The organism is Streptomyces adelaidensis, from assembly GCF_016598475.1.
GTDB lineage: Bacteria > Actinomycetota > Actinomycetes > Streptomycetales > Streptomycetaceae > Streptomyces > Streptomyces adelaidensis.
Genome location: NZ_JAEMUX010000074.1, coordinates 18,152 through 40,289, shown reverse-complemented (window position 1 = coordinate 40,289; position 22,138 = coordinate 18,152). Strand labels below are relative to the sequence as shown.

The 22,138-nt window shown below is 71.5% G+C and carries 23 protein-coding genes; 4 read left to right on the top strand and 19 right to left on the bottom strand.

What is annotated here, in order from left to right; translation table 11 throughout:
* Nucleotides 1–64: 64 nt before the first annotated feature.
* A complete protein-coding gene (locus I8N67_RS31840; protein WP_372443842.1) occupies nucleotides 65–1,501 on the bottom strand; it encodes an FAD-dependent oxidoreductase in 1,437 nt (478 codons plus the stop codon).
* Between the two features lie 86 nt (nucleotides 1,502–1,587).
* On the bottom strand, nucleotides 1,588–2,583 hold the full coding sequence (locus I8N67_RS31835) for a DUF4349 domain-containing protein (protein WP_200307711.1): 996 nt from the start codon (nucleotides 2,581–2,583) through the stop codon (nucleotides 1,588–1,590).
* Between the two features lie 206 nt (nucleotides 2,584–2,789).
* On the opposite strand from I8N67_RS31835, the gene hemG reads away from it, so the two are divergent.
* Together hemG and hemQ are read left to right on the top strand one after the other, a co-directional pair.
* The gene (gene hemG, locus I8N67_RS31830; RefSeq protein WP_200307710.1) at nucleotides 2,790–4,250 is read left to right on the top strand and encodes a protoporphyrinogen oxidase; all 1,461 of its coding nucleotides are present in this window, start codon (nucleotides 2,790–2,792) and stop codon (nucleotides 4,248–4,250) included.
* Between the two features lie 5 nt (nucleotides 4,251–4,255).
* Nucleotides 4,256–4,987, top strand: a complete 732-nt coding sequence (hemQ, locus tag I8N67_RS31825) for a hydrogen peroxide-dependent heme synthase (protein WP_200307709.1) — start codon at nucleotides 4,256–4,258, stop codon at nucleotides 4,985–4,987.
* Here hemQ and I8N67_RS31820 read toward each other — a convergent pair.
* The 7 genes from I8N67_RS31820 to I8N67_RS31790 form a co-directional block, all read right to left on the bottom strand.
* Entirely contained in the window at nucleotides 4,984–6,657 is a 1,674-nt protein-coding gene (locus I8N67_RS31820; protein ID WP_200307708.1) for an alpha/beta hydrolase, read from the bottom strand. The two genes, hemQ and I8N67_RS31820, sit on opposite strands and share 4 nt — an antisense overlap.
* A 107-nt stretch (nucleotides 6,658–6,764) precedes the next feature.
* Entirely contained in the window at nucleotides 6,765–7,562 is a 798-nt protein-coding gene (locus tag I8N67_RS31815; RefSeq protein ID WP_200307707.1) for a TIGR04222 domain-containing membrane protein, read from the bottom strand.
* A gap of 146 nt (nucleotides 7,563–7,708) precedes the next feature.
* Nucleotides 7,709–8,497: a DUF4142 domain-containing protein gene (locus I8N67_RS31810; RefSeq protein ID WP_200307706.1), complete on the bottom strand. Its 789-nt coding sequence runs from the start codon at nucleotides 8,495–8,497 to the stop codon at nucleotides 7,709–7,711.
* 250 nt (nucleotides 8,498–8,747) lie between these two features.
* Nucleotides 8,748–10,109 (bottom strand): MbnB/TglH/ChrH family RiPP precursor modification enzyme, encoded by a 1,362-nt coding sequence (locus I8N67_RS31805; protein WP_200307718.1) that lies wholly within the window; start codon nucleotides 10,107–10,109, stop codon nucleotides 8,748–8,750.
* A gap of 194 nt (nucleotides 10,110–10,303) precedes the next feature.
* Nucleotides 10,304–11,119: a DUF4142 domain-containing protein gene (locus I8N67_RS31800; RefSeq protein ID WP_200307705.1), complete on the bottom strand. Its 816-nt coding sequence runs from the start codon at nucleotides 11,117–11,119 to the stop codon at nucleotides 10,304–10,306.
* Between the two features lie 116 nt (nucleotides 11,120–11,235).
* On the bottom strand, nucleotides 11,236–11,844 hold the full coding sequence (locus I8N67_RS31795) for a DUF4142 domain-containing protein (RefSeq protein ID WP_200307704.1): 609 nt from the start codon (nucleotides 11,842–11,844) through the stop codon (nucleotides 11,236–11,238).
* Nucleotides 11,845–12,026: 182 nt separating this feature from the next.
* On the bottom strand, nucleotides 12,027–12,758 hold the full coding sequence (locus I8N67_RS31790; RefSeq protein WP_372443844.1) for a peptidyl-tRNA hydrolase: 732 nt from the start codon (nucleotides 12,756–12,758) through the stop codon (nucleotides 12,027–12,029).
* A gap of 80 nt (nucleotides 12,759–12,838) precedes the next feature.
* Between I8N67_RS31790 and I8N67_RS31785 the strand changes: the two genes are divergently transcribed.
* Both I8N67_RS31785 and I8N67_RS31780 read left to right on the top strand, forming a co-directional pair.
* On the top strand, nucleotides 12,839–13,774 hold the full coding sequence (locus I8N67_RS31785) for an ABC transporter ATP-binding protein (protein WP_200307702.1): 936 nt from the start codon (nucleotides 12,839–12,841) through the stop codon (nucleotides 13,772–13,774).
* Nucleotides 13,774–14,442 carry an ABC transporter gene (locus tag I8N67_RS31780; RefSeq protein WP_200307701.1) on the top strand — a complete coding sequence of 223 codons (669 nt, stop codon included), beginning with the start codon at nucleotides 13,774–13,776 and terminating at the stop codon, nucleotides 14,440–14,442. Before I8N67_RS31785 ends, I8N67_RS31780 begins: the two co-directional genes overlap by 1 nt.
* On the opposite strand, the gene I8N67_RS31775 is transcribed toward I8N67_RS31780, so the two are convergent.
* The 10 genes from I8N67_RS31775 to I8N67_RS31730 form a co-directional block, all read right to left on the bottom strand.
* Nucleotides 14,434–14,616 carry a hypothetical protein gene (locus I8N67_RS31775; protein ID WP_200307700.1) on the bottom strand — a complete coding sequence of 61 codons (183 nt, stop codon included), beginning with the start codon at nucleotides 14,614–14,616 and terminating at the stop codon, nucleotides 14,434–14,436. The genes I8N67_RS31780 and I8N67_RS31775 overlap by 9 nt on opposite strands.
* Before the next feature lie 35 nt (nucleotides 14,617–14,651).
* Nucleotides 14,652–15,509: a polysaccharide deacetylase family protein gene (locus I8N67_RS31770; RefSeq protein WP_200307699.1), complete on the bottom strand. Its 858-nt coding sequence runs from the start codon at nucleotides 15,507–15,509 to the stop codon at nucleotides 14,652–14,654.
* Between the two features lie 51 nt (nucleotides 15,510–15,560).
* The gene (locus I8N67_RS31765) at nucleotides 15,561–15,821 is read right to left on the bottom strand and encodes a DUF397 domain-containing protein (RefSeq protein ID WP_200307698.1); all 261 of its coding nucleotides are present in this window, start codon (nucleotides 15,819–15,821) and stop codon (nucleotides 15,561–15,563) included.
* Complete coding sequence (locus I8N67_RS31760; RefSeq protein ID WP_200307697.1) at nucleotides 15,821–16,639, bottom strand: helix-turn-helix domain-containing protein; 819 nt, start codon at nucleotides 16,637–16,639, stop codon at nucleotides 15,821–15,823. The genes I8N67_RS31765 and I8N67_RS31760 overlap by 1 nt, the downstream gene beginning before the upstream one ends.
* Nucleotides 16,640–16,713: 74 nt before the next feature.
* Complete coding sequence (locus tag I8N67_RS31755) at nucleotides 16,714–17,097, bottom strand: hypothetical protein (protein ID WP_200307696.1); 384 nt, start codon at nucleotides 17,095–17,097, stop codon at nucleotides 16,714–16,716.
* Complete coding sequence (locus I8N67_RS31750) at nucleotides 17,052–17,528, bottom strand: GNAT family N-acetyltransferase (RefSeq protein ID WP_200307695.1); 477 nt, start codon at nucleotides 17,526–17,528, stop codon at nucleotides 17,052–17,054. The genes I8N67_RS31755 and I8N67_RS31750 overlap by 46 nt, the downstream gene beginning before the upstream one ends.
* 37 nt (nucleotides 17,529–17,565) lie before the next feature.
* A complete protein-coding gene (locus I8N67_RS31745; protein ID WP_307835430.1) occupies nucleotides 17,566–19,023 on the bottom strand; it encodes an NF041680 family putative transposase in 1,458 nt (485 codons plus the stop codon).
* Nucleotides 19,024–19,150: 127 nt separating this feature from the next.
* Nucleotides 19,151–19,519, bottom strand: coding sequence for a hypothetical protein (locus tag I8N67_RS31740; RefSeq protein ID WP_200307693.1), 369 nt, complete (start codon nucleotides 19,517–19,519; stop codon nucleotides 19,151–19,153).
* 113 nt (nucleotides 19,520–19,632) lie between these two features.
* Nucleotides 19,633–21,015 (bottom strand): PhoX family protein, encoded by a 1,383-nt coding sequence (locus tag I8N67_RS31735; RefSeq protein ID WP_200307692.1) that lies wholly within the window; start codon nucleotides 21,013–21,015, stop codon nucleotides 19,633–19,635.
* Between the two features lie 107 nt (nucleotides 21,016–21,122).
* Nucleotides 21,123–22,007, bottom strand: coding sequence for a slipin family protein (locus I8N67_RS31730; RefSeq protein WP_200307691.1), 885 nt, complete (start codon nucleotides 22,005–22,007; stop codon nucleotides 21,123–21,125).
* Between the last annotated feature and the right edge of the window lie 131 nt (nucleotides 22,008–22,138).

Genomic DNA, 22,138 nt, shown 5'->3' with positions numbered 1-22,138 from the left:
CACGCGGCGGAGCCGCGGATCGATGCGGCCCCGCGCCCCTCAACGGCCCGGGGCCCAGCCCTTGTTATGAGTCGGCCGACCTCACCGCCGCCACCGCCTTCCTCGCCGCCACCAGGATCGGGTCCCATACCGGGGAGAAGGGCGGGGCGTAGCCCAGGTCCAGGGTGGTCATCTGTTCGACCGTCAGGCCGGCTGTGAGGGCTACGGCGGCGATGTCCACGCGCTTTCCGGCGCCTTCCCGGCCCACGATCTGGACGCCCAGGAGGCGGCCCGTACGGCGTTCGGCGAGCATCTTGACCGTCATGGGGGCGGCGCCCGGGTAGTAGCCGGCGCGGCTGGTCGACTCGATGGTGACCGTCACGTACTGGAGACCGGCACGGTCGGCGTCCTTCTCGCGGAGGCCGGTGCGGGCGATCTCCAGGTCGCAGACCTTGCTGACGGCGGTGCCGACGACACCGGGGAAGGTGGCGTAACCGCCGCCGACGTTGGCGCCGATGATCTGGCCGTGCTTGTTGGCGTGGGTGCCGAGCGGGATGTGGCGTTCGCGGCCGGAGACCAGGTCGAGGACCTCGACGCAGTCGCCGCCGGCCCAGATGTCGTCCTGGCCGCGGACCCGCATGGCGAGGTCGGTCAGCAGGCCGCCGCGCTCACCGAGGGGCAGGCCGGCCGCCTCGGCCAGCGTCGTCTCGGGGCGCACGCCGATGCCCAGGACCACCACGTCGGCCGGGTACTCGGCGTCCTCGGTGGCGACCGCGCGGACCCGGCCGTCGTCGCCGGTGCGGAACCCGGTGACCTCGGCGTCGTCGACCATGGTGATGCCCATGCCCGCCATCGCCTTGTGCACCAGGCGGCCCATGTCCGGGTCGAGCGTGGACATGGGCTCCTTGCCGCGGTTGACGACCGTGACCTCGTACCCGCGGTTGATGAGCGCCTCGGCCATCTCGACGCCGATGTATCCCGCGCCCACGACCACCGCGCGGCGCCCCTGGGTGGCCTCCAGGGTGTCGAGGAGGGCCTGGCCGTCGTCCAGGGTCTGCACCCCGTGCACACCGGGGGAGTCGACACCCGGCAGGTCGGGGCGGACCGGGCGGGCGCCGGTCGCGATGACGAGCTTGTCGTACGCGGTCCAGGACTCGGCACCGGATTCGACGTCCCGCGCGCGCACGCGTGCCCCCTCGACATCGATCTCCACGACCTCCGTACGCATCCGGAGATCGATGCCGCGGGCCCTGTGCTCCTCGGGCGAGCGGGCGATGAGCCGGTCGCGCTCGGGGACGTCGCCGCCCACCCAGTAGGGGATGCCGCACGCGGAGAAGGAGGTGAAGTGGCCCCGCTCGAACGCCACGATCTCCAGTTCGCCGGGTCCCCGCAGCCGGCGCGCCTGCGACGCGGCGGACATGCCCGCCGCGTCGCCGCCGATGACGACCAGACGTTCCCTTGAACGACTCGAACGACTCGAACGACTCGAAGGATCGGAGCGTTCAGCACGGTTCATGTTCATGGGAACACGCTACGGGGGCCCCGCGTTTCAGCCCCGCTGGTCCTTTTCCGGTTCCGGCTGGTCCTGCTCCCGCTACCCCTTTCCCGCTACTCCTTGTCCTGCTCGTCCGCGTCCGGTGCGGCGGCCGGGAGCGAGCCGGTGGTGCCCGCCGGGGCCGTGGCCGGGCCCGATGCCGTGGCCGGCCGGGGCCGGCGGGAGCGGGCGAAGCGGGACCACAGCAGCAGGAGGAGGGCGATGGTCAGGGCGAAGGGGAGGACCGCGGCGAGTGCCATGGCCAGCCAGCGGAAGAGGGCGACGAACGCGTTCCAGCCGCCCGCCAGCGCGTCCAGGAAGCCGGGATCGTCGTCCTTGTCCGCCTTCTTCACCGCGGTCTCGGACAGGGACAGTGTGATGGTGGCGAGGCTGGTGCGGTCCTTCAGGGATTCCCGCTGGGCGAGCAGCGACTCCAGGTCGGCCTGACGGCTGCTCAACTCGCCCTCCAGGGTGACCACATCGCTGAGCTTGGTCGCCCGGTCCATCAGCTCGCGGATGCGGGCGACGCTCGCCTGCTGCGTCTTGACGCGGCTCTCCACGTCGACGACCTGGCCGGTGACGTCCTCCGCCTTGGTCTTGCGCTCGATCAGCGTGCCGGTGCCCTCCAGTTCGGTGAGGACCTCCTCGTACTTCTCGGTGGGCAGGCGCAGGACGACGCGGGTGCGTTCGCGGTCCTCGCCGTCACGGGTCGTGGACTCGTTCCCGACGAACCCGCCCGCGTTCTCGACGGTGGTGCGGGCCTCGTCCAGGGCCTTCGGCACGTCCTTGACCCGCACGGTCAGGGTGGCGGTGCGGATGATGTGGCTCACGACGGGGTCGACCGGGGCGTCGGCGGCGCTGCCCTTGCTGTCGCTGTCACTGGAGCTCTCGCCGTTCAGCGCGCCCCCCTGCCGGCCCGCCGCGTCGTCGACCTTGCTCTGGGCGGCGCCGTCCGAGCTGCCGCCCTCGGCGTTGGCGCCGCAGCCCGTGAGCGCCAGGGCGGCGGCGAGGAAGAGTGCGGCCAGGGCCCCCGCGGGCCGCCGGGAACGTCGTACGTGTGTCTGCGCCATTGCGGCGTACCCCCCGAGGGTCGTGACCGGATCTGCTTGATCCGCTTGCCTTGCTGACGGTCCTTCGACGCCGGAGCGGGCCGGGACGTTTGCCCCCGGCGGTCCCGAAGCGGTCACGGTCCGGACTCGGCGCGGCCACATACCCGCCAGGCCTGACGGCGGCACTGACCGACATGACTGTCAGTGACATCTGAGAAGGTGGAGCCATGAGCGGATCGCATGCGGACGCCGGGCACGTCATCGTCATCGGGGCCGGGATCGCGGGGCTGGCCGCCGCGCACGGGCTGCTGGACCGGGGTGCGAGAGTGACCGTCCTGGAGGCGTCGGACCGGGTGGGCGGCAAGCTGCTGCCCGGCGAGATCGCTGGCGCGCGGGTCGACTTCGGCGCCGAGTCGATGCTCGCGCGCCGCCCCGAGGCGGTGGCCCTCGCGCGCGAGGTCGGCCTCGCCGACCGGCTCCGGCCGCCCGCCACCGCCACGGCCTCCCTGTGGACCCGGGGCGCCCTGCGGCCCATGCCCAAGGGCCACGTCATGGGCGTCCCCGGCACCGCGTCCGCCCTCTCCGGGGTCCTCTCCGACGAGGGCCTGGCCCGCATCGAGCGGGACGCCGACCTGCCGCGCACCGAGGTCGGCGACGACGTGGCGGTGGGGGAGTACGTGGCGGCCCGCCTCGGCCGAGAGGTCGTCGACCGCCTGGTGGAGCCTCTGCTCGGCGGTGTCTACGCGGGCGACGCGTACCGCATCTCGATGCGCTCGGCCGTCCCGCAGCTCTTCCAGGCCGCCCGGACCCACACCTCCCTCACCGAGGCAGTCCGAGGCATCCAGGCCCGCGCGGCCGCCGCCCAGCAGACCGGGCCGGTCTTCATGGGCATCGAGGGCGGGGTCGGCCAACTGCCGCTCGCCGTCGCCGAGTCGGTACGGGCGCGCGGCGCCGAGATCCTCACCCGGAGCCCCGTCACGGAGCTGCGCCGCGGGGGTCCCGGCGGCTGGCGCGTCGTCACCGGGGACCGCGACCGCGTCCTGCACGCCGACGCCGTCGTCGTGGCCGTGCCCGCCCCGGTCGCCGCCGGACTGCTGCGCGCCGAGGCCCCGGAGGCCGCCGCCGAGCTGACCGCCGTCGAGTACGCCTCCATGGCCCTCGTCACCCTCGCCTACCGCCGCGCCGATGTCACCCTCCCCGAGGGCAGCGGCTTCCTGGTGCCGCCGGTCGACGGCCGCACCATCAAGGCGTCCACGTTCGCCTCCCAGAAGTGGGCCTGGATCGCCGACCAGGACCCCGGCCTGCTGATCCTGCGCACCTCCGTCGGCCGGCACGGCGAGACGGCGATCCTGGACCATGACGACACCCACCTCGTGGACGTGTCGAGACACGACCTCCAGCAGGCCACCGGCCTGGCCGCCACGCCCCTCGAAACCCGCGTCACCCGCTGGGACGACGGCCTGCCCCAGTACCCGGTCGGCCACCACGCGCGCGTGGCCCGCGTCCGCGAGCACGTCGCCAAGCTGCCGGGCCTCGCGGTCTGCGGCGCGGCGTACGACGGCGTGGGCATCCCGGCCTGCGTCGCGAGCGCCGCCGCGGCCGTCGACCGGATCCACGGAGACCTGCGCGCTGTGCAGGACCTCACCGCCAACCCGGTGCGGAGCCCGCACGGCGGAGCGGGAGAATAGGAACCATGAGCGACGACGCCCCCACCACCGAGTCCGGCCGGATCCCGAACAAGGGCAAGCTGGCCAAGGACCTCAACGAGGTCATCCGCTACACGCTGTGGTCCGTCTTCAAGCTGAAGGACGTACTCCCGCAGGACCGCGCCGGTTACGCCGACGAGGTCCAGGAGCTGTTCGACCAGCTCGCCGCGAAGGACGTCACCATCCGCGGCACGTACGACGTGTCGGGCCTGCGCGCCGACGCCGACCTCATGATCTGGTGGCACGCCGAGACCAGCGACCAGCTCCAGGAGGCGTACAACCTCTTCCGCCGTACGAAGCTGGGCCGCGCGCTCACGCCCGTGTGGTCGAACATGGCGCTGCACCGCCCGGCCGAGTTCAACCGCTCGCACATCCCGGCGTTCCTCGCCGACGAGACGCCCCGCGACTACGTCAGCGTCTACCCCTTCGTGCGCTCCTACGACTGGTACCTGCTGCCCGACGAGGACCGCCGCCGCATGCTCGCCGACCACGGCAAGATGGCCCGCGGCTACCCGGACGTCCGCGCCAACACGGTCGCCTCGTTCTCCCTCGGTGACTACGAGTGGCTCCTCGCCTTCGAGGCCGACGAGCTCTACCGCATCGTCGACCTCATGCGCCACCTCCGCGCCTCCGAGGCCCGCATGCACGTCCGCGAAGAGGTCCCCTTCTACACGGGCCGCCGCAGGTCGGTGGCCGAGCTGGTGGAGGGCCTCGCCTAGGCGGACCACCCGCGCCCCGTGCTTTTAAGGGGCGCGGGGAACTGCGCGATCGGCCACGACGGGCCCGCAGCCGCCCGACCACCTGATCGCCCGGCCCCTGACCGCGGAGCACCAGGCCTTGGTTCGGCGTGCGGCGCACAAGCCGCACGCCGCTCCGGCACCCGCCCCTCCAACAGGTACGCCTCCAAGTACCCGTTCACACACTTGTTCGGCCCACCGCCGACCCCGTGGTTCCCCGAGTCCCGCTCGGTCACCAGCACCGATCCCCAGAGCCGTCGGTGCAACTCGATCGCCCCGTCGTACGGCGTGGCCGCGTCCCGCTCGGCCGCCAGGATCAGCGTCGGCGGCAGTTCACCCGGCCCCGTGCGCACATCGAGCGGCTGTTGGCGCGGCCCGCCCCAGTACGCGCAGGGCAGGTTCGTCCACACGTTGTCCCACGTCTCGAAGGGCGCGGTGCGCGCGAGCCGCGTGTTGTCGCGGTCCCAGACCGGCCACCGCGTCGGCCAGGGCCCGTCGTTGCACTCGACGGCCGTGTAGACGGCATTGGCGTTCTCCTGCTCGACGGCCGCCTCCGGGTACGGCCCGGCGAGCTGGACCAGCGGCTTCGGGTCGCCCTTCAGATACGCGGAGAGGGCCAGCGCGCGCTGCGGCCAGTAGTCGTCGTAGTACGCGGCCTGCAGAAACGCGCCCTGCAACTGCCCCGGCCCCACCTTGCCGCCGGCCGGCGCGGCGGCTAGGCGCGCCGCCGCCCGCTGGTAGCTCCGCAGCACCTTCCGCGGGGTGTCACCCAGCCCGTACACCTTGTGGTGCTTGGCGACCCACGCCCGGAAGTCCGCCCAGCGCCCCTCGAACGCCGCCGACTGGTCGAGGTTGTTGCGGTACCAGATCTGCTCGGGATCCGGATTCACCGCCGAGTCGAAGACCATCCGGCGGACCCGTGACGGGAACAGCGTCGCGTACAGCGCCCCGAAATAGGTTCCGTACGACGCCCCCATGAACGTCAGCCGCCGCTCGCCGAGCGCGGCCCGCAGCACGTCCAGGTCGCGGGCGTTGTTGAGCGAGTGGTAGTGCCGCAGCGCGCTCCCGCCCCGCCGCGCACACCCCCGCGCATACGCCTTCGCCCGCGCGATCCGCTCCTTCTTGTACGACTCCGAAGGGTGGGTCGGCGCCGCCGAGGGCCCCCGGTGCAGCCGCTTGGGGTCCTCGCAGGACAGCGGCGCCGAGCGTCCCACCCCGCGCGGGGCGTACCCGACGAGGTCGTACGCGGCCGCGATCCGCTTCCACTCCGGGAGGTAGCCGATGAGCGGGAAGTACATGCCGGAGCCGCCGGGTCCGCCCGGGTTGAAGACGAGCGCCCCTTGCCTGGCGGCCTTGGTCCCCTTCCCGCCGGCGCCCCTACCGGTGGCCCTGATCCGGCTGACGGTCAGCGCGATCTGCCTGCCGTCGGGCCGGGCGTAGTCGAGCGGCACCTTGACCGTCCCGCACCGCACCCCGTCCGGCAGCCCCTCCGCCACGGGACACTTCCCGAACCGGATCCCGGTGTCCGCCGCGCGCCGGGCGGCGACGGCCTGCCCCGCCACCGAACCCGTGTCACCCGAGGCGGGAGGTGTGCCGAGGGCGCTCAGCAGCACCGCCCCGACAGTTCCGTAGAGAACGGCAGCAGCTCGCATCGCGAATCCCTCCGAAGCACGACAGCAACAAAAGGGATGTTTGGTTTATAAAGGGGTGAATGTAAAGCACCGCCCGTACATCGGCCCCTGGTGTCGCCCCCGCGCCGCTACCGGTGATCGAACGCCGCCCGCAACTCCGCCGACTCCACCGCTCCGATCCCCCAGACGGCCACGGAGGCGAGGTCCGCCCAGTCGCCCCCACCCCGCCCCACCGCGGCGTCCAGCATCCGCACCCCGGCGGGCGAGGCCCAGCGCACATACGGATGGGCCTCGATCCGGGCGACCACGAGACAGGCGAGGGTCAGCACGAGGGGCAACGCGAACCAGAGGGCGACCGGCAGCCCCTGTGCCTGAGCCCCCTGCGTCTGGACCCCTTGCTCCCGGACCCCCTGCGAGGGCAGCAGAAACGCCAGCGTCCCCAACGCGCACACGGCGAGCGCGGCGCCCCGCACCTGCCCGACCGCGTCGGCGACGCCCGTCCGCGCCCGGTCCGGGATGGCCAGCCCCGCCACGACGAGCCGGTCGGCGAGGCGTCGTACGGACTCCGCGCCCGCCGCGGACCGCCGTACGGGCGCTATGCGGGACTGGCCGCCGGGCCCTATCGCCCCGATGACCGAGCGCTCCATCTCGTCCCGCCCGTCCGGGTCCACGACGGTCGCCCACCCGGTGTGCGCGAGCAGGAGCCGGCGCTGGCGGGCCATGGAGACGAGGGTGAGGTCGGCGACGCGCGCCGGGCCGCCGGACAGGAACGCCGCCTCGTACAGCGTGAGCCGGTGACAGCGGTGGTGATGCGGCGCGTGGACGTCCGAGTCGGCCGCCGCCGCGCGCATCGAGGCCAGGCACAGCCGCGCGCAGGACACACCGGCGACTGCCCACGCCAGCAGCAGGAAGAGGAGCCAGATCATGGCGCGTTTCTACGCGACCGGCCCGGTCCGCCGCCGCGCGATGTCCGCAATCCGGAGGGAACGTGCCCGGTCTCTTCCGATAGTTCGCCGTTGCGGCCCGCAATTGCCAGGCCCGGTGATGGCCGGGCCCCGCACGGGCCGCTTGCCTAGTCGTCGCCCGACCCCGGCCCGTTGGCGGCCGGCGGCAGTGCGGGCGGGGACGACGTCGGCGGGGCGGTCGGCGACGGGGTCACCGGGAGCGGGGAGCCGGGGGCGTTCAGTGGGCCGGGTGGGGCGGGGGAGTTGGTGAGGGGCGGGGCGCTCGCGGAGGCCGCGTCGCGGGCGATGGCGTCGTAGTCGACGAGGCCGGTGGCCTCCAGGACCTTGATGTGGTCGAGGACGGTCGTGTTGGCGTCGTCGGCGAGGTCGCGGACCAGCGAGTTACGGGTGGTGGCGCGGACCTGGGCGACGACGGAGAAGACCTTGCCGTGGGCCAGTCGCAGGACGTTGGCGAACTCGCGGTCGTACTGCTCGCCCCGCGCCGCCGTCAGCGTGTCCAGCCATGCCTTCTGCTGGTCGCTCGGCTGGTTGGGCAGCGGCAGGGCGAGACGCGCGGCCACGTTGCGCACGCGGGCGTCGAGGAAGGTGTGCCCCTCGATGAGATGCGCCCCGGCCGTCCGTACGGCCTCGGTGGTGCCCTTGGTCTCGGCCTGCTGCCCGGCGGGCAGCTCCCACAGCCCGGCCAGCCTGACCTTGGTGATGAACTCCTGGTCCAGGGCCGACAGCGGACCGTACTGGGTCGTCACGGTGGACGCGTTGAGCACGCTGACGCCGGTTCCGGAGCGGTCCGCGTAGGACCAGATCGGGAAGATCAGCGCGATGAGGGTCGCCGTCAACCCGGCGACGATGAGTCCTGTCCCACTGAACAGTCCTCCTCTGCGGTTGGTGGATCGCATGGTGCCTCCTGCTCGCGGCACGGCACGCTAGTGCGCTTCGGGTGCTCGTTGGCCTTCGGATCGGCATGTTACTGCCCGGTCTACGCCAACTGCCGTAGGAGGAGGAAGGGTTGAGGAGGGGACAAACCGCGTCGGATGGGGTACGCGACGCCATGGACAGGTGGTGTGAAAGCGGAGTGAAAAGGACGTCAAGCCCGTGTGTGGGGGCCGGGTTTGTTAATCGCAGCACATCTGGGTCGAGCACCCCGGCTCAACGGCGTAGCAGCACCCTGCGGGTCGCGCGGGCCAGCCGGGCCGTCGGACGCTGGGAGAGCGGGGCGGGGCCCGACCGCTCCAGCCACCACTGGCGCAGCTCACGGAGGGCCTCCGCGTCCTCCAGCCGGTCCGTCAGCAGCACATGCTCGGCGAAGGACAGGGCGTCCCGCCGGTAGCCGTCGGCCATCGGATGGCCCTGCGCGTACGCGACGAAGGCCGGCCGGTACGACGAACCGAGGATCTCCGGGAGCTCCGGCGCCACCTTCGCCACGACGTCCGCCCGCTTGGCCGCGAGAGCCCGCGCCTGGACCCCCAGCCGCACCCGGTCGAACCCCTCGGGCACCGGCGTCCCCGCGACCAGCGCGGACAACAGCGCGGCCTGCGACAGCCCGAGCCGCTGCCGGGCGGCGGGCTCGGCCGCCACGGCCGTGGCGGGTGCGCAGGCGGACGCCGTCTCCTCGCGCTTCCCCAGGTCACGCACCTCGGCCTTCTCCAGCACCCCCCGGATCGCCCCCAGCTCCCGCACCAGCTCGCCCGGCTCCGGGAAGTTGTCGTCGCGCTCCAGGAGGACGCCCGGTGGGGTCACGCGGGAGGTGAGGTCGGCGAGGATGTCGAGGACCTGCCGGGGGACGGGGTGGGCGTGGCTGTCGTGCCAGACGCCGTCGCGCTCGAATCCGCCCGCGACATGGACGTACGCGATGGCCTCGACCGGCAGCTCCTCGAGCGCCTTCGCGGGGTCCTCGCCCCGGTTGACGTGGTTGGTGTGCAGGTTCGCCACGTCGATGAGGAGCCGGACCCCGGTGCGGTCGACGAGGTCGTACAGGAACTGACCCTCGGTCATCTCCTCGCCGGGCCAGTTGATGAGGGCCGCGATGTTCTCCAGGGCGAGCGGCACGGGCAGCGCGTCCTGGGCGATGCGCACGTGCTCGCAGAGCACGGCCAGGGCGTCCCGGGTGCGCGGCACCGGCAGCAGGTGCCCGGCCTCCAGCAGCGGCGACGCGGTGAGGGCGCCCCCCGCCCGTACGAAGGCGATGTGCTCCGTGACGAGGGGGGCGCCCAGGGCCTCCGCGCGCTCGGCGAGGGAGCGCAGGCGCTGCTCGTCGGGGCGGTCGGCGCCGCCGAGGCCGAGGGAGACGCCGTGCGGGACGACCGTGACGCCGCGCTCGCGCAGCCGCAGCAGCGACTCGGAGATGTGGCCCGGACAGACGTTCTCGGCGACGACCTCGACCCAGTCGACACCGCCCCGCGAACCGCCCTCCGAGCCCTTCGAGCCCTTCGACCCCGCCATACGCTCGACCGCGTCGGCGATCTCCGGCCGCCAGCCGATGCCCGTCCCCAACTGTGCGATCTGCTCCATCGTCCCCTCCTCGATCACGTCGGCCACGGCTTCACCAGGACCCTGTGTGCGTCTCCTACGGCGGACCTGTGTTCCGGCGTGACGGAGTGATGGCCCCGGCAGCCGGGGCCGAACCCCGTGGAGGGGACCTTCAGAGCAACATTTGAGCTTTCCGGGCTCTCCGCCTGTCGGACAACTGCTGAACTGCTGCTGAACTACTGCTGGATCTGCGGTTCGCCCTGCTCCCCGTTGAGCTCCTCCGGGTCCGGGCGCCCGGTGGGGACCAGACCGGGCGTGGTCGGCGACGGCTTCGACTTCACGTCGGGGTTGGTGGACGGCTCGGCGGCGGGCGCGACGGGCGGCACCTGGCCGGGCTCGGGCGGCGGCGGGCCGGTCGGGCTGGCGGTGCCGCCGACGGAGTTGTTGGCGATGGTCTCGAAGTCGACCTCGCCGGTGCCTTCCAGGATCGTGATGTGGTCGAGCACGGTCTGGTTGGCGTCGGAGGCCAGCTGCCGTACCAGCGTGTTGCGGGTGGTGTTCCGCACGGTGGCGATGGCCGGGAAGATCTTGCCGTGGGCGGCCCGCAGCAGGTTCGCCCAGGTCTTGTTGTAGTCCGCCTCGGTCTTGGCGGCGGTCATCTGGTCCAGCCAGCCCTGCTGCTCCGCCGTCGGCTGGTTCGGCAGCTCGACGCCCAGCTTCGCGGCGATGATCCGTACCCGCTTGTCGAGGTCCGCGTGGCCCACGATCAGGTGGTCCGCGGCCTCCTTGACGGTCTGGCTGGAGGCCCGCTCCAGGGCCTGCTGCCCGGCCGGCAGCTCCCACAGACCGGCCAGCCGCACCCGGACGATCAGGTCGCGGTCGGCGGGGGTGAGCGGCCCCCACTGGGTGGTCACCGTGTCGCCGGTGAGCGCGGCCGCGGCCGCGGCCGTGGCGTTGCGGTTGGGGTACGAGTAGATCACGGGGTACGCGACCGCGCTGATCGTGCCGGCGATCGCCAGGGCGACGAGGACAGAGCCCTTCGAGCGTCGCAAATGAGCCTCCCGGAGGAAACCAACTGAGAGTTGGGGACTGACTGTTGCTTGGGGTTGCGGGGCCGCCCGGGTCGTGGGGCTTGACCGCTGAGGGGGGTGGTGAAGCTGTGACCGCGTCAGATCGTGCCGTTGGCGATCGCGTCGAAGTCGACCTCTCCGGTGGCCTCGAGGAACGTGATGTGGTCGAGCACGGTCTGGTTCGTGTCCGAGGCCAGCTGGCGCACCAGCGTGTTCTGGGTGCCGTTGCGCACCTGCCCGATGGCCGGGAAGATCTTGCCGTGCGCGGACCGCAGCAGGTTCGCCCACGTGCGGTCGTACTGGTCGTCCGTGGCGTTGCTCATCTGCTGGAGCCAGGCCTGCTGCTGGGGGTTCGGCTGGTTCGGCAGCTCGACGCCCAGCTGGTTCGCCACGGTCCGCACCCGCTCGTCGAGGTCCTTGTGGCCCACGATCAGGTGGTCCGCCGCCTCCTTCACGGTCGCGCTGTCCGACCGCTGCATCGCCTGCTCGGCGGCCGGCAGCTCCCACAGTCCGGCGAGCCGCACGCGAATGATCAGATCCCGGTCGGAGGCCGTCAGCGGCCCCCACTGGGTGTTCACCGTACCGGCGGCCATATTGGCCTGACCGGTGCCTGAACGGTCGGCGTAGGACCATACGGGGAACGCCAGCGCGCCGGCGGTGACGACGAGGGCCAGGCCGGCGATGAGCGAGCCGTTGAGACGCCGCAAAGTGATCCTCCCGGATGATGCCAACTGGTCGTTGGGACAGTTGCTTGGCCAGTGCAGGGAGATACGTACGGCGCGGCGGGGTTGTTCAACGAGCTTTGAACGGGCTGAGAGGGCGCAGGCGGGGTCCCCGACACGAGTCAGTGCGGCGGAGTGCGGCGGGGCGGGTCCGGGCGCGGGGGCCGTCAGCCGGTGCGCAGCGGCCGGTGGTCGGCGACCACCGTGCAGGAGCCCGGGGCGACTTCGGTGAAGCCGGCGTCGCGGACGACGGGGAGGCCGGAGGTGGTGAGGGCGGGCCAGTCGGCGGGCGCGGCGGTGCGGACGGCGAGGGGGAAGCCCGCGTCGCGCCAGGCGGTGCGGGACGCGTCGGAGAGGTCCCACCAGGCGAGTTGGGCGCCGTGGCCGGCCTGGGCCATGGCCTTGCCCGCCGACATGTCGACCGTCGGGTTCAGCCAGAGGACCGGGGCGGCGGGGCCGGGGCCGGCCGGCGGCTCCGGGTCGTCGAGGTCCGTGCCGGAGACCTGGAGACGGGCCAGGTCCTTGGGCCAGCCGTCGAGGGGGACCGGCGGGAAGACGCGCACCTCGGCCGACTTGCCCGTCACCGTGATCCCGGGCAGCGCCTCGGCCCGGCGCCACTCCGCGCCGCGCGCCCGCCGGACCACCTTGCGGATCCGGGCGTCCTGCCAGCTCCGCACCGCCTCGGCCCACTCCCCGTCCCCCAGCGCCCGCGCGTCGCTCAGCATCACCAGCACGGCCCGCGCCGCCGTCTCCAGCGCGTCCGTACGCGCCGGGGGAGCGGCCTTCTCGATGTGGGCGACCAGGGGCAGCACGAACTGGGGCGCCTCGTCGCGGGAGGTCCGCTCGTCCCGGAAGGGGCTGTCCTGCGCGGAAGCGGGGGTGGAAGCGGGGTCACTGATGGTCACCCGCCCAGTCTGCCAGGCGGCAGATCCCTTCCCCGGCGCGTATCCGCCTCGCGCCGTTGTTAGAGGATGGGCGCATGGAACGTGAGTTACTGCTGAGGCTGGAGGGTGTCGGCCGCCGTTACGGGCTGCGCGGCCCCTGGGTGCTGCGGGGCGTCGACCTGGAGATCGCCCCCGGCGCGCTGATCCGGGTGGAGGGCGCGAACGGCACCGGCAAGTCGACGCTGCTCCGCGTCCTCGCCGGCCTCGACGCGCCCACGGAGGGCCGGGCCACGGGACGCCCGCGCACGGCGTACGTCCCCGAACGCTTCCCGGCCGCGCTGCCGTTCACCGCCGCCGAGTACCTCACCCATCTCGGCGCGGTGCACGGCCTGGACCGCCCGGCCGCCGCCGACGCGGCCGACGAGTGGCTGGAGCGCTTCGGCGCCGCCGAGTACGCCCGTACGCCGATGGCGGAGCTCTCCAAGGGCAGCAGCCAGAAGGTCGCCGTGGCCCAAGCCCTGCTCGCCGAACCGCAGTTGCTCGTTCTCGACGAGGCCTGGACCGGCCTGGACGCCGATGCCCGCGACGAGTTGGAGCGCGTGGTCGTCGAGCGCACCGGGGCCGGGGCCGCCGTCGTCTTCGTCGACCACGACCCGCGCCGCCTGACCGGGGTACCGGACGCCACGTACGCGGTCGTCGGGGGCGCCCTCGACCTCCGTATGGAGAAGGTACTTTCGCGGGCGGCGACGGACGACCCGGTGGTGCTGGTCGAGGGGCAAGGACCGTACGCGGCTCAAGTCCCGGACGAGATAGCGAAGTTGGCGACCGGCGTAGAGGAAACGGCATCCGGTACACACCGGTTCACCGTCCCGGAGGCGAGGTCGGACGCGCTGCTGCGGGCGTTGCTGGGTGCGCGTCCGCCCTGGCATGTGGTGACCGTGGGCGCGGAGTCACCCGTCCCGGCCAAAGCCGAAGCCGAAGCCGAAGCGGAAGCCGAAGTCGCAGCCGAACTGGAAGTGGAAAGCTCCTGATGACCGCCCTCCTCCGCTACCAGGCCGCCCTCCTCCTGCGATCCCAGCGCTGGCTGCCGCCCGTCATCCTGTACGCGACGTTCCTCGCCATCGGTGTGCAGAGCGGGCAGCCGATCCTCGACTCGCTCGGCTACTCGGCCGCCGCGCTCCTGCCCGTCGCCGCCTGGCTGGTACGGATCTGCGCCACCAACGAGCCCCCGGCGGCCCGGAGTTGTACGGGAGCGGCAGCGGGACCGGGCCGTGCGCACCTGGCCTGTGTGCTGGTGGCGCTGGCGGCGGCCACGCTCCTCGGCACGGCGGCCACCCTCTTCGTCACGGTCATCAGCGACTGGACGAGCACGGACCACCAGACCCGGATCGCGGCCCTCCCGGCGGGCATCGCCGGCCTCCTGGCCACCCTCGCCTGCGCCCTCCTCGGCACGGCCGTCGGCGCCCTCACCAACTGGCCCCTGCTGCGCTCGCCCGGCCGAGCCGTCCCCGCACTCCTCCTCGGCGCACTGCTGGCCCTCGTCGTCTCGGGCTCCCCGGCCCACGCGGCGATCACCGCCCTGGTGGAAGGCTCCCAGCGCGCGACGATCCCCGTCCCCGTCCTTTCCCTGGCCGCCGCGCTCCTCACGGCCGCCGCGATCGCCCTGGCCTGCGCCCTGACGACCCGCCGCTCAGCCTGAACAGGCGGTCCGCTCGGCCTCCCGCCACTCGCACACGGGGCACAGCGTGATCCCCTTGTACGACTCCGGGTACTCGGTGGGCTCCTGGCACAGCACGCAGTCGGCGAAGGGCGGACCGTCGGCCGGGGCCGGCGCCGCGGGAGGGGTAGGTTCGGTGCCGCGGTACTCGCTCATACATCCAGCGTAGGACGACTCGGCGAACCGGACCCCTACCTCGCCGTCGCCGTCGCCCCGACCAGCTCCGACACCTTCACGAACCGGTACCCGCGCTCCCGCAGTGCGGGCACGATCGCCCGTACGGCCCTCTCCGTGACCGGCGCGGCACTGTGCGTGCAGTGCATGACCACCACCGAGCCCGGCCGCACCCCCTCCAGCACGTCCCGCGCCACCGCGTCCGCGTCCGTCGCGAAGGCGTCCCCGCTCACCACGTCCCACTGCACCGCCGTCACCCCGGACGCGCTCAGACTCCGCAGCGCGCGCCCGTCGTAGCAGCCGCCGGGGAACCGGAAGTACGGCATCGGTTCCTCGATCCCCGCCTCACGGAACACCCGGTAGGCCCGCTCCAGGTCCGCCCGCATCCGCCCCGGCGCCATGGTCGGCAGGCCGTGGCAGTCCTCGGTGAAGGCGTGATGGCTGTACGAGTGATTCGCGACCTCGAACAACGGGTCCCGCCCGATCGACCGCGCCTGGATCGGGTACTCCTCCGCCCACCGCCCCGTCATGAACATCGTGGCCGGAACCTTCAACTGCCGAAGCGCCGCGATCAGTTCGGGGTTGTCGAACCGTTCGCCCGCAGCGGCCCGATCCCCTTGATCCACGGTCATGTCCGCGTCGAACGTGAGCGCCACGGTCCTGTCGCGACGCGCGCGGGGGCCGTGCTCGAACACGGGGGTCAGCCCGGCCGGCCCCGGCGCGAGCGTGGGCGGCCGGGAGGCGTCGACGGCCGGGGGGTGCGTCGTGGCGGTGACGATGCGGGTCGAGGCCTGCTGTGTGCCGCAGGCGGCGAGGGCGGCGCCGAGTGCGCAGAGCGCGGCGAGCACGGTGATTCTTCGTACAGGTGCGATCACCGCATGAACGTAAACGGGTGGCGCCTGCGGATTGTCTGTTTAGCTGCCCGACTACCGGGAGTCCGGCCCGAAGTCACTCGCCTGGGTGATGAAGGAGGTCCAGGCCGCGGGGGAGAGCGCCAGCTCCGGGCTACGGGGGAGCTTGGAGTCACGGACGCGGACGGTGGAGGGGGAGGCGGCGACTTCTACGCAGTCGTCGCCCTCGGTGCCGCTGTACGTCGACTTGCGCCAGACGAGGGCGACCTCGACGCAGCTGTCGCCCTCGGTGCCGCTGTAGCCGCTCTTGAACCAGGCGAGCTCGGGCCTGCTCATTACGCTCCTCGCATTCGCTCCAACAGACCCTCGGAATCTGCGGGTGAGAGGGCCTGCGAGCGCAGTGTCGCATACCGCTGGCAGAGCACACCGACCTCTTTCACGTCGGAGATCAGCCGACCGCTTTTCTGTCCTTCTGAGTAGGCGTGACGGCGTCCGTCCGGCAGCTCAACGAGCCGTAGGGGGCCGTCGAGACAGGCGTGGTGCCTGCTGTTCAGCGGCATGACCTGAACCACGACGTTCCGCAGCCGCACGTACTCCAGCACGTGGTCGAGCATCCCGCGCGTGACGTCCGGTCCGCCCAGATCCCTCCGGAGGACGGCCTCTTCGATGATGAAGCTGAACGAGGTGCTGGGCCGTTCACGGAACAACCGTTGCCGCTCCATGCGTGCCGTCATCTGCGCTTCGAGTTGTTCGTCGGTCCGGGGCGGAATGCTCTCACCGAACACGGCCCGCGCGTACTGCTCCGACTGCAACAACCCCGGCACCAACCGGCACTCGTACGTACTCAGGCTGACCGCCTGGCCCTCCAACCGCGCCCACTTGCGGAACCACGACGCCAACCCAGGCTGTCGCGACAGGTACTTCGAGGCGCGCAGCAACGCCCCCGTATCACCCAGCACCCGATCCGCCCGCTCCACGAACACCTCGTCCGCCATCCTCCGCCCCAGCTCGATCGACGCGACCGTATGCACGCTGTACTGCACCAGCGGAGCGAACTGCTCTCTCGTATAGCCGTGATGCTCGCGCAGCGCCTGCACGAACGCTCCGAACGTCTTCAGGCTGTCGGACGGGTCGGGCTCCCAGTCGACGCTCATGCTCGGCCACCTCCGGGTGGGTCGGACCTGACGGGGATCTTCCCCACGATCAACTCACCCAGAGTCACGAATGGTTACGCGTACTGTCCATCGAACACGCATGTACGGCCCGGCGCCGTACATGCGCGCTCCGGGGTCTCTCGCCAAGCGGTCAGGTCCACGAGGAGATCGCAGTGCGGGTCGTCCGGGGCCGGCCGGTGGCGCTCCTCTTCCTCGATGAGGGAGGGGAGGGAGGCGATCAGCGCGGTGAGGGTGTCGGTCAGGTGGATGTCGGCGCCGATGATTCCGGTGCTGTCGGGACGGCGTACGTACAGGCGCAGCCGGCGGTCGCCGCGCATCAGGAAGCCGATCAGGAAGGGATTCTCGTCGTCGCCGGGGTCGGACAGGGCGCGCAGGACGCTGAGCTTGCCGTTTAACCTTCGGCCTCGGCTATGCCGCGTAGTCGGATGCTTGGGCACAGGTAGAAGAGTTCAGGATCGCCTTCGTCCAGGCCGTGGAGCAGGCCAACAGGGCTCCAGCCGACGAACTGCAACAGGCGTTGCATGGGTTGGTTGGAGACATTGGTCGAAGTGAACAGCTTCGGCGTGGTGCACGCGGCTTCGGTGGCCTTGAGGAGATGTGTGCCCACGCCCTTTCGGCGGGCGGTGGGCGCAACCATCAGCATGGTGACGAAGCCCTGCTCGAAGAAGGTGTATTCCAGCACGCTGTAGCCCAAGGGGCCGGATGCGTCCTGGGCAAGGAGGAGCAGGCCTTGTTCGCACCAGCGTCGGATGCTCATGCCTCGCACGTGGTCGCCCGCTGCGGCGGTGGAGTCGATCCTGGCCAATCCGGTCCAGTCTGAGGCTTCTGCGCGGCGCACCACCAGCTCGCCGGGGTTCTCAAGATCCATGGGTGCATCGTGGCAGCTGCGGGGGCGGGGTGCTCACCTATTGAGTTCGGCGGGGCTTGGTGCCCTTCTTGTGGTGGGCGGGGCGTGTGTAGGCCTCTCCGGTGGCCAGGACGCGTCCCACGTCGTGGCGTGACGCCGACCGGCGGTTCTTGGAGCCGGGCGGCCGGCCGGGGCCGGGAGTGGCAGGTTTCGGTGCACGCGCTGGAGAGGGCGTCTTCGCGTGGAGGTTCCGGAACCCCCGGCGGACCCGGGCCGGGGTGAGCTTGTTCGGCTCGACCTTCTTCTCCCACGGCCGGCGCAGGTCGACGGCGAGCGGACGGGCGAGCCGGAGCTGGGTGTGAGCGGCGATCACCAGCCACGTCCAGCGGTCGGCGGCCTCGGGGCTGCGGAGCCTCGGCTTCGTCCAGCCCAGGGTCTGCTTGAACAGGCGGAAGGTGTGCTCGATGTCGAATCTGCGCAGGAATGACTGCCAGCAGCGGTCGACATCCGCCGCGGTGGCGCCGGTGCCCGACCACCACAGCCAGACCGGCTTGTTGACCCCGCCAGAGGGCAGCTTCTCCACGACCAGGCGAATGACGGTGCCCTCGATGACGGGCAGTGGTCCCTCACAGTCGGCCCAGGCCGCCCGGCGGGTCAGTCGCGGGTGCAGCCGGTCCCACGCTTGCGCGGTCGCCTTCCCGTAGAGCCGCGTGTCGGTGACTGTCACGGCCTGCTCGGCGCCCCAGGTGTCGGGCTGGCCGAAGACGAACTCGCCGCCGTGCTTGGGTGGTCGGCCGCCCTTGGGGTTGTAGACGCGCGGTGGTGTCGGGCGGCGCATCACTCGGTCCGAGCGCAGCCGTCCCAGGATCTCCACGGGCAGGTCGGCCAGCAGGTGGGCGATGCGCGGGGCGTCGTACCCGGAGTCCAGCACGATGAGGATCTCGGGATCCCCCTCGCTCCATTGACCAGCGGCGATGAGCTGATCGACGACCTCGCGCAGCTGGGCGGTGGTGACTGCGGCGAGGTCGGCCCCCGGCTGAAGACGGATCGCGTCGAGCACCGCAGTCCAGGAGGTGCGGCCGGTCTCCAGCGCGGCCACGACCGAGTACGGCCAGCCCGGAATCATCTGGTGCTTGGCCTCGCCCCGGCCGTAGGTGTGGCAGAACGAGCGGTCCGGACAGGTCGCGGCGTCCGGCCGCAGCCACGGCGAGACGTCGACCGCCAGGACCAGGCGGCCGTCGGCGGCCTTGGGCAGCGGCAGCCCCGCGACCCTCCGCCGCAGTCGGCCTATATCCACATGCCCCTTGTTCAAGCCGCCGTACAAGGCACCGTGACCACGGCGGTGTTCCGGCGCCAGGGCGAGGTCGACCAGTGTCCTGACCGGCCCGTCCGTGCACAGCAGGGCATCGGTGAGCTCGAACAGTGCGTCAGCCCGCCCGTTCAGGCAGTCGTAGAAGTCGCCACGGAAGCGTGACAGCGTCGCGAACGCCTCATGCCTGTACCCCTGTTGCAGCACACTCTTCTCCACGGCCTCGGTCTGGTCAGGTGCGTCCTTGGTCGGAGCACATGATCAGGCCGAGGCCGCCCACGCGTCCCGCGAATGCCCAGGTGAGCGACTCAGTTCGAGGCACGTTTCGACCTCGTCAGATAAACGACAAGCTGAGTGCCTGTTCCTCCTCGGACTCGGGCGCGGGGCTGATCTCCTCCGGGTGGAGGCGGATGAGGGTCATGCCCATGACGTCGCTGATCTCGTCGCTGCTGTAGAGCTGGGTTCCGGCCAGGGTGGTACGCAGGATGCGGGGGATGTGGGCCGGGGCCACGAGGTCGTGCGGGATCTCGTAGAGGAAGGTGATGCCGTCCTCGTCGTCCCCGGCGCGGATGGCGATCCGCACGGCGCCGGGGGCGGGCAGGACGCCGATCAGGCGGCAGCCTTCGCAGAGGGGTGCGTTCAGGTGGTCGAGCAGCAGGCGGCTGACGGCCGCCTGCTGCTCACGGTCTTCGTATCGCGTCACTGGTTCATCCAGGCGGGGCACTTGTCCTTGGCGTAGCGGGAGTACTGGACGATGACGGTGAAGCGGACCTGCTGGGGTTCGCTAGGGAGCGGTGAGGATTTCGTCGGAGGCCGTCATCGACGCCACGGCCCGGTCACCGCGAACGTCGTGCCCGGGGTGTAGCAGTTGACGTACATCGTGTCGCCGTCCGGGGAGAAGGTGACGCCGGCGAACTCCCCCCATTCGGGGGCGGTGGGGGTGCCGATGTTCTGGGCGTTGCGGGCCATGGCGTAGACGTGGCCGTGGCGGGTGACGCCGTAGACGTGCTGGATTCCGCTGCCGTCCTCGCAGACCATGAGGCCGCCGCTGGGGGCGAGGCAGATGTTGTCGGGGGACTCGCCGGGGAGCTGGATGTCGGTGTCGGGGCCGAAGACGATGACGAGGGTGAGGGTGCGGTCGTCGGGGTCGTAGCGCCAGATCTGGCCGTAGTGGTCGGCGGCCGAGCCGTCCGCGCTGCGGGCGAAGGAGGAGACGAAGTAGACGCAGCGGCCGCCCCAGTAGCAGCCCTCCAGCTTCTGGGCGTGGGTGATGCCCTTCGGTCCGAAGTCCTGGTGACGAATGGCGGTTTGGGCGGCGAGCGGGTCGGGGACGTCCACCCATTCGATGTGCTCGAAGCAGGCGCCCGTCTCCTGGATGGAGGAGAGATCGGGTACGCCCGGCACGCGCATCGCCTGGAGCCGGCCGCCCGCGCGCAGTGAACCGAGGCCGCCCTTCGGCTTGTTGGGGAGGAAGCGGTAGAAGAGGCCGAAGGGGCGCTCGAAGGCGTCCTCCGTCTCGTAGACGACTCCACGCTTCGGGTCGACCGCGATCGCCTCGTGCTGGAACCGGCCCATCGCGGTCAGGGGTACGGCTCCGGAGCGGCGCGGGTCGGCCGCGTCGACCTCGAAGATGAAACCGTGGTCCTTGGTGTAGCCGTTGGTGCCTGCCCTGTCCTCGGTCTCCTCGCAGGTCAGCCAGGTGCCCCAAGGAGTCGGCCCGCCCGCGCAGTTGACGGCGGTGCCGGCGATGGCGACCCGCTCGGAGAGGACCTTGTTGCGGGCGTCGAGGGTCAGCGCCGTACAGCCGCCCTTGCCCATCGGGTCGTAGGTGAGGCCCTTGATCGTGGGGACCGGGATGTCGGCGTTGTAGCGGTTCTCGTGGTTGCGGACCAGGTGGACGCGGCCGTGTCTGCCCGGGAAGGCGGACATGCCGTCGTGGTTGCTCGGGACCTTGCCCTCGCCGGAGCGGAGCCGGTCGCCCTCGCGGGACAGGACCTGGTAGCGGAAACCTTTCGGCAGATCGAGCAGGCCGTTCGGGTCGGGGATCAGCGGGCCGTAGCCGTTGCTGTTGCCGGAGTGGCCTGGGCCGCTCTGCGCGGCGGCCGTGCCCGCGAAGAGTTCGGACAGGGCTCCGGAGAACGCGATGCCTGCTCCCAGGGCACCTGAACGGGCGATGGCCTGACGTCGGGTCACTGACACGGGACTACCTTCCTGTTGGCGGACAGGATGTGACCCGCCTGTGGTATCACGCGATTAACGCCACGTGAACCACGCGCATAGAGGGAGGCGGGGGAGTCGTCCCGGTGTCACTCGGTCGGAGGGGGAGGGAGGGATGGGATTTCGGACGTCTGTCGTGGCTGTGATGGCTGTGATGGCTCTCGTGACTGCTGTGACTGCTGCGACTGCTGGTGTGCGGGGCCCGGTGGGGGGCCCGCCTGTGCTCGTTCCAGGAACCTCAGGAGTTCCACCGGGAAGGGGAGTACGAGCGTGGAGTTCTTCTCGGCGGCTACGGCCACCACCGTTTGCAGCAGGCGGAGTTGGAGCGCGGCGGGCTGCTCGGACATTTCCTTGGCGGCCTCGGCGAGCTTCCTCGACGCCTGCAACTCGGCGTCCGCGTTGATGATCCGGGCGCGGCGTTCTCGGTCGGCCTCGGCCTGGCGGGCCATGGACCGCTTCATCGTGTCGGGAAGGGATACGTCCTTGATCTCGACGCGGTCGATGGTGACGCCCCACTCCACCGCCGGGCTGTCGATCATCAGCTCCAAGCCCTGGTTGAGCTTCTCGCGGTTGGAGAGGAGGTCGTCAAGGTCGCTCTTGCCGATGATCGAGCGGAGGGAGGTCTGGGCCATCTGGGAGACGGCGAAACGGTAGTCCTCGACCTGGATGATCGCGCTCGCCGCGTCGACGACCTTGAAGTAGACGACCGCGTCGACGCGCACGGTCACGTTGTCGCGGGTGATGCCCTCCTGGGCCGGGACGGGCATCGTCACGATCTGCATGTTCACCTTGCGGATGTGATCGACGCCCGGGACCACCATGGTGAAACCGGGGGTCCGTGGGGCGCCCCGCAGGCGGCCGAGGCGGAACACGACACCGCGTTCGTACTGCTTGACCACGCGGGCCGCGGCCGCGACGTACACCATGGCGGCGGCGCCGGCTGTTGCGGCCACCACGACTAGCTCTTGGATCATGACGACCCCCTTCGAGCCGTCCCGTATCACCGATAATGCCACGATATGCCTGGATTGGGGGTCGGGTGCGGGTTCGGTGGGGGCTGGTCGCGCAGTTCCCCGCGCCCCTTAAAGGCATGGGGCGGGCCCAG

Bases quoted from the DNA above. Each gene is read 5' to 3' on its own strand.
- I8N67_RS31780 (WP_200307701.1), top strand. From the start codon at position 13,774: ATGACCGCCCTCCTCCGCTACCAGGCCGCCCTCCTCCTGCGATCCCAG.
- I8N67_RS31840 (WP_372443842.1), bottom strand. From the start codon at position 1,501: ATGAACATGAACCGTGCTGAACGCTCCGATCCTTCGAGTCGTTCGAGT.
- I8N67_RS31785 (WP_200307702.1), top strand. From the start codon at position 12,839: ATGGAACGTGAGTTACTGCTGAGGCTGGAGGGTGTCGGCCGCCGTTAC.
- I8N67_RS31730 (WP_200307691.1), bottom strand. From the start codon at position 22,007: ATGATCCAAGAGCTAGTCGTGGTGGCCGCAACAGCCGGCGCCGCCGCC.
- I8N67_RS31810 (WP_200307706.1), bottom strand. From the start codon at position 8,497: ATGCGATCCACCAACCGCAGAGGAGGACTGTTCAGTGGGACAGGACTC.
- I8N67_RS31815 (WP_200307707.1), bottom strand. From the start codon at position 7,562: ATGATCTGGCTCCTCTTCCTGCTGCTGGCGTGGGCAGTCGCCGGTGTG.
- I8N67_RS31775 (WP_200307700.1), bottom strand. From the start codon at position 14,616: ATGAGCGAGTACCGCGGCACCGAACCTACCCCTCCCGCGGCGCCGGCC.
- I8N67_RS31820 (WP_200307708.1), bottom strand. From the start codon at position 6,657: ATGCGAGCTGCTGCCGTTCTCTACGGAACTGTCGGGGCGGTGCTGCTG.
- hemQ (WP_200307709.1), top strand. From the start codon at position 4,256: ATGAGCGACGACGCCCCCACCACCGAGTCCGGCCGGATCCCGAACAAG.
- I8N67_RS31750 (WP_200307695.1), bottom strand. From the start codon at position 17,528: ATGGATCTTGAGAACCCCGGCGAGCTGGTGGTGCGCCGCGCAGAAGCC.
- I8N67_RS31760 (WP_200307697.1), bottom strand. From the start codon at position 16,639: ATGAGCGTCGACTGGGAGCCCGACCCGTCCGACAGCCTGAAGACGTTC.
- hemG (WP_200307710.1), top strand. From the start codon at position 2,790: ATGAGCGGATCGCATGCGGACGCCGGGCACGTCATCGTCATCGGGGCC.
- I8N67_RS31835 (WP_200307711.1), bottom strand. From the start codon at position 2,583: ATGGCGCAGACACACGTACGACGTTCCCGGCGGCCCGCGGGGGCCCTG.
- I8N67_RS31765 (WP_200307698.1), bottom strand. From the start codon at position 15,821: ATGAGCAGGCCCGAGCTCGCCTGGTTCAAGAGCGGCTACAGCGGCACC.
- I8N67_RS31805 (WP_200307718.1), bottom strand. From the start codon at position 10,109: ATGGAGCAGATCGCACAGTTGGGGACGGGCATCGGCTGGCGGCCGGAG.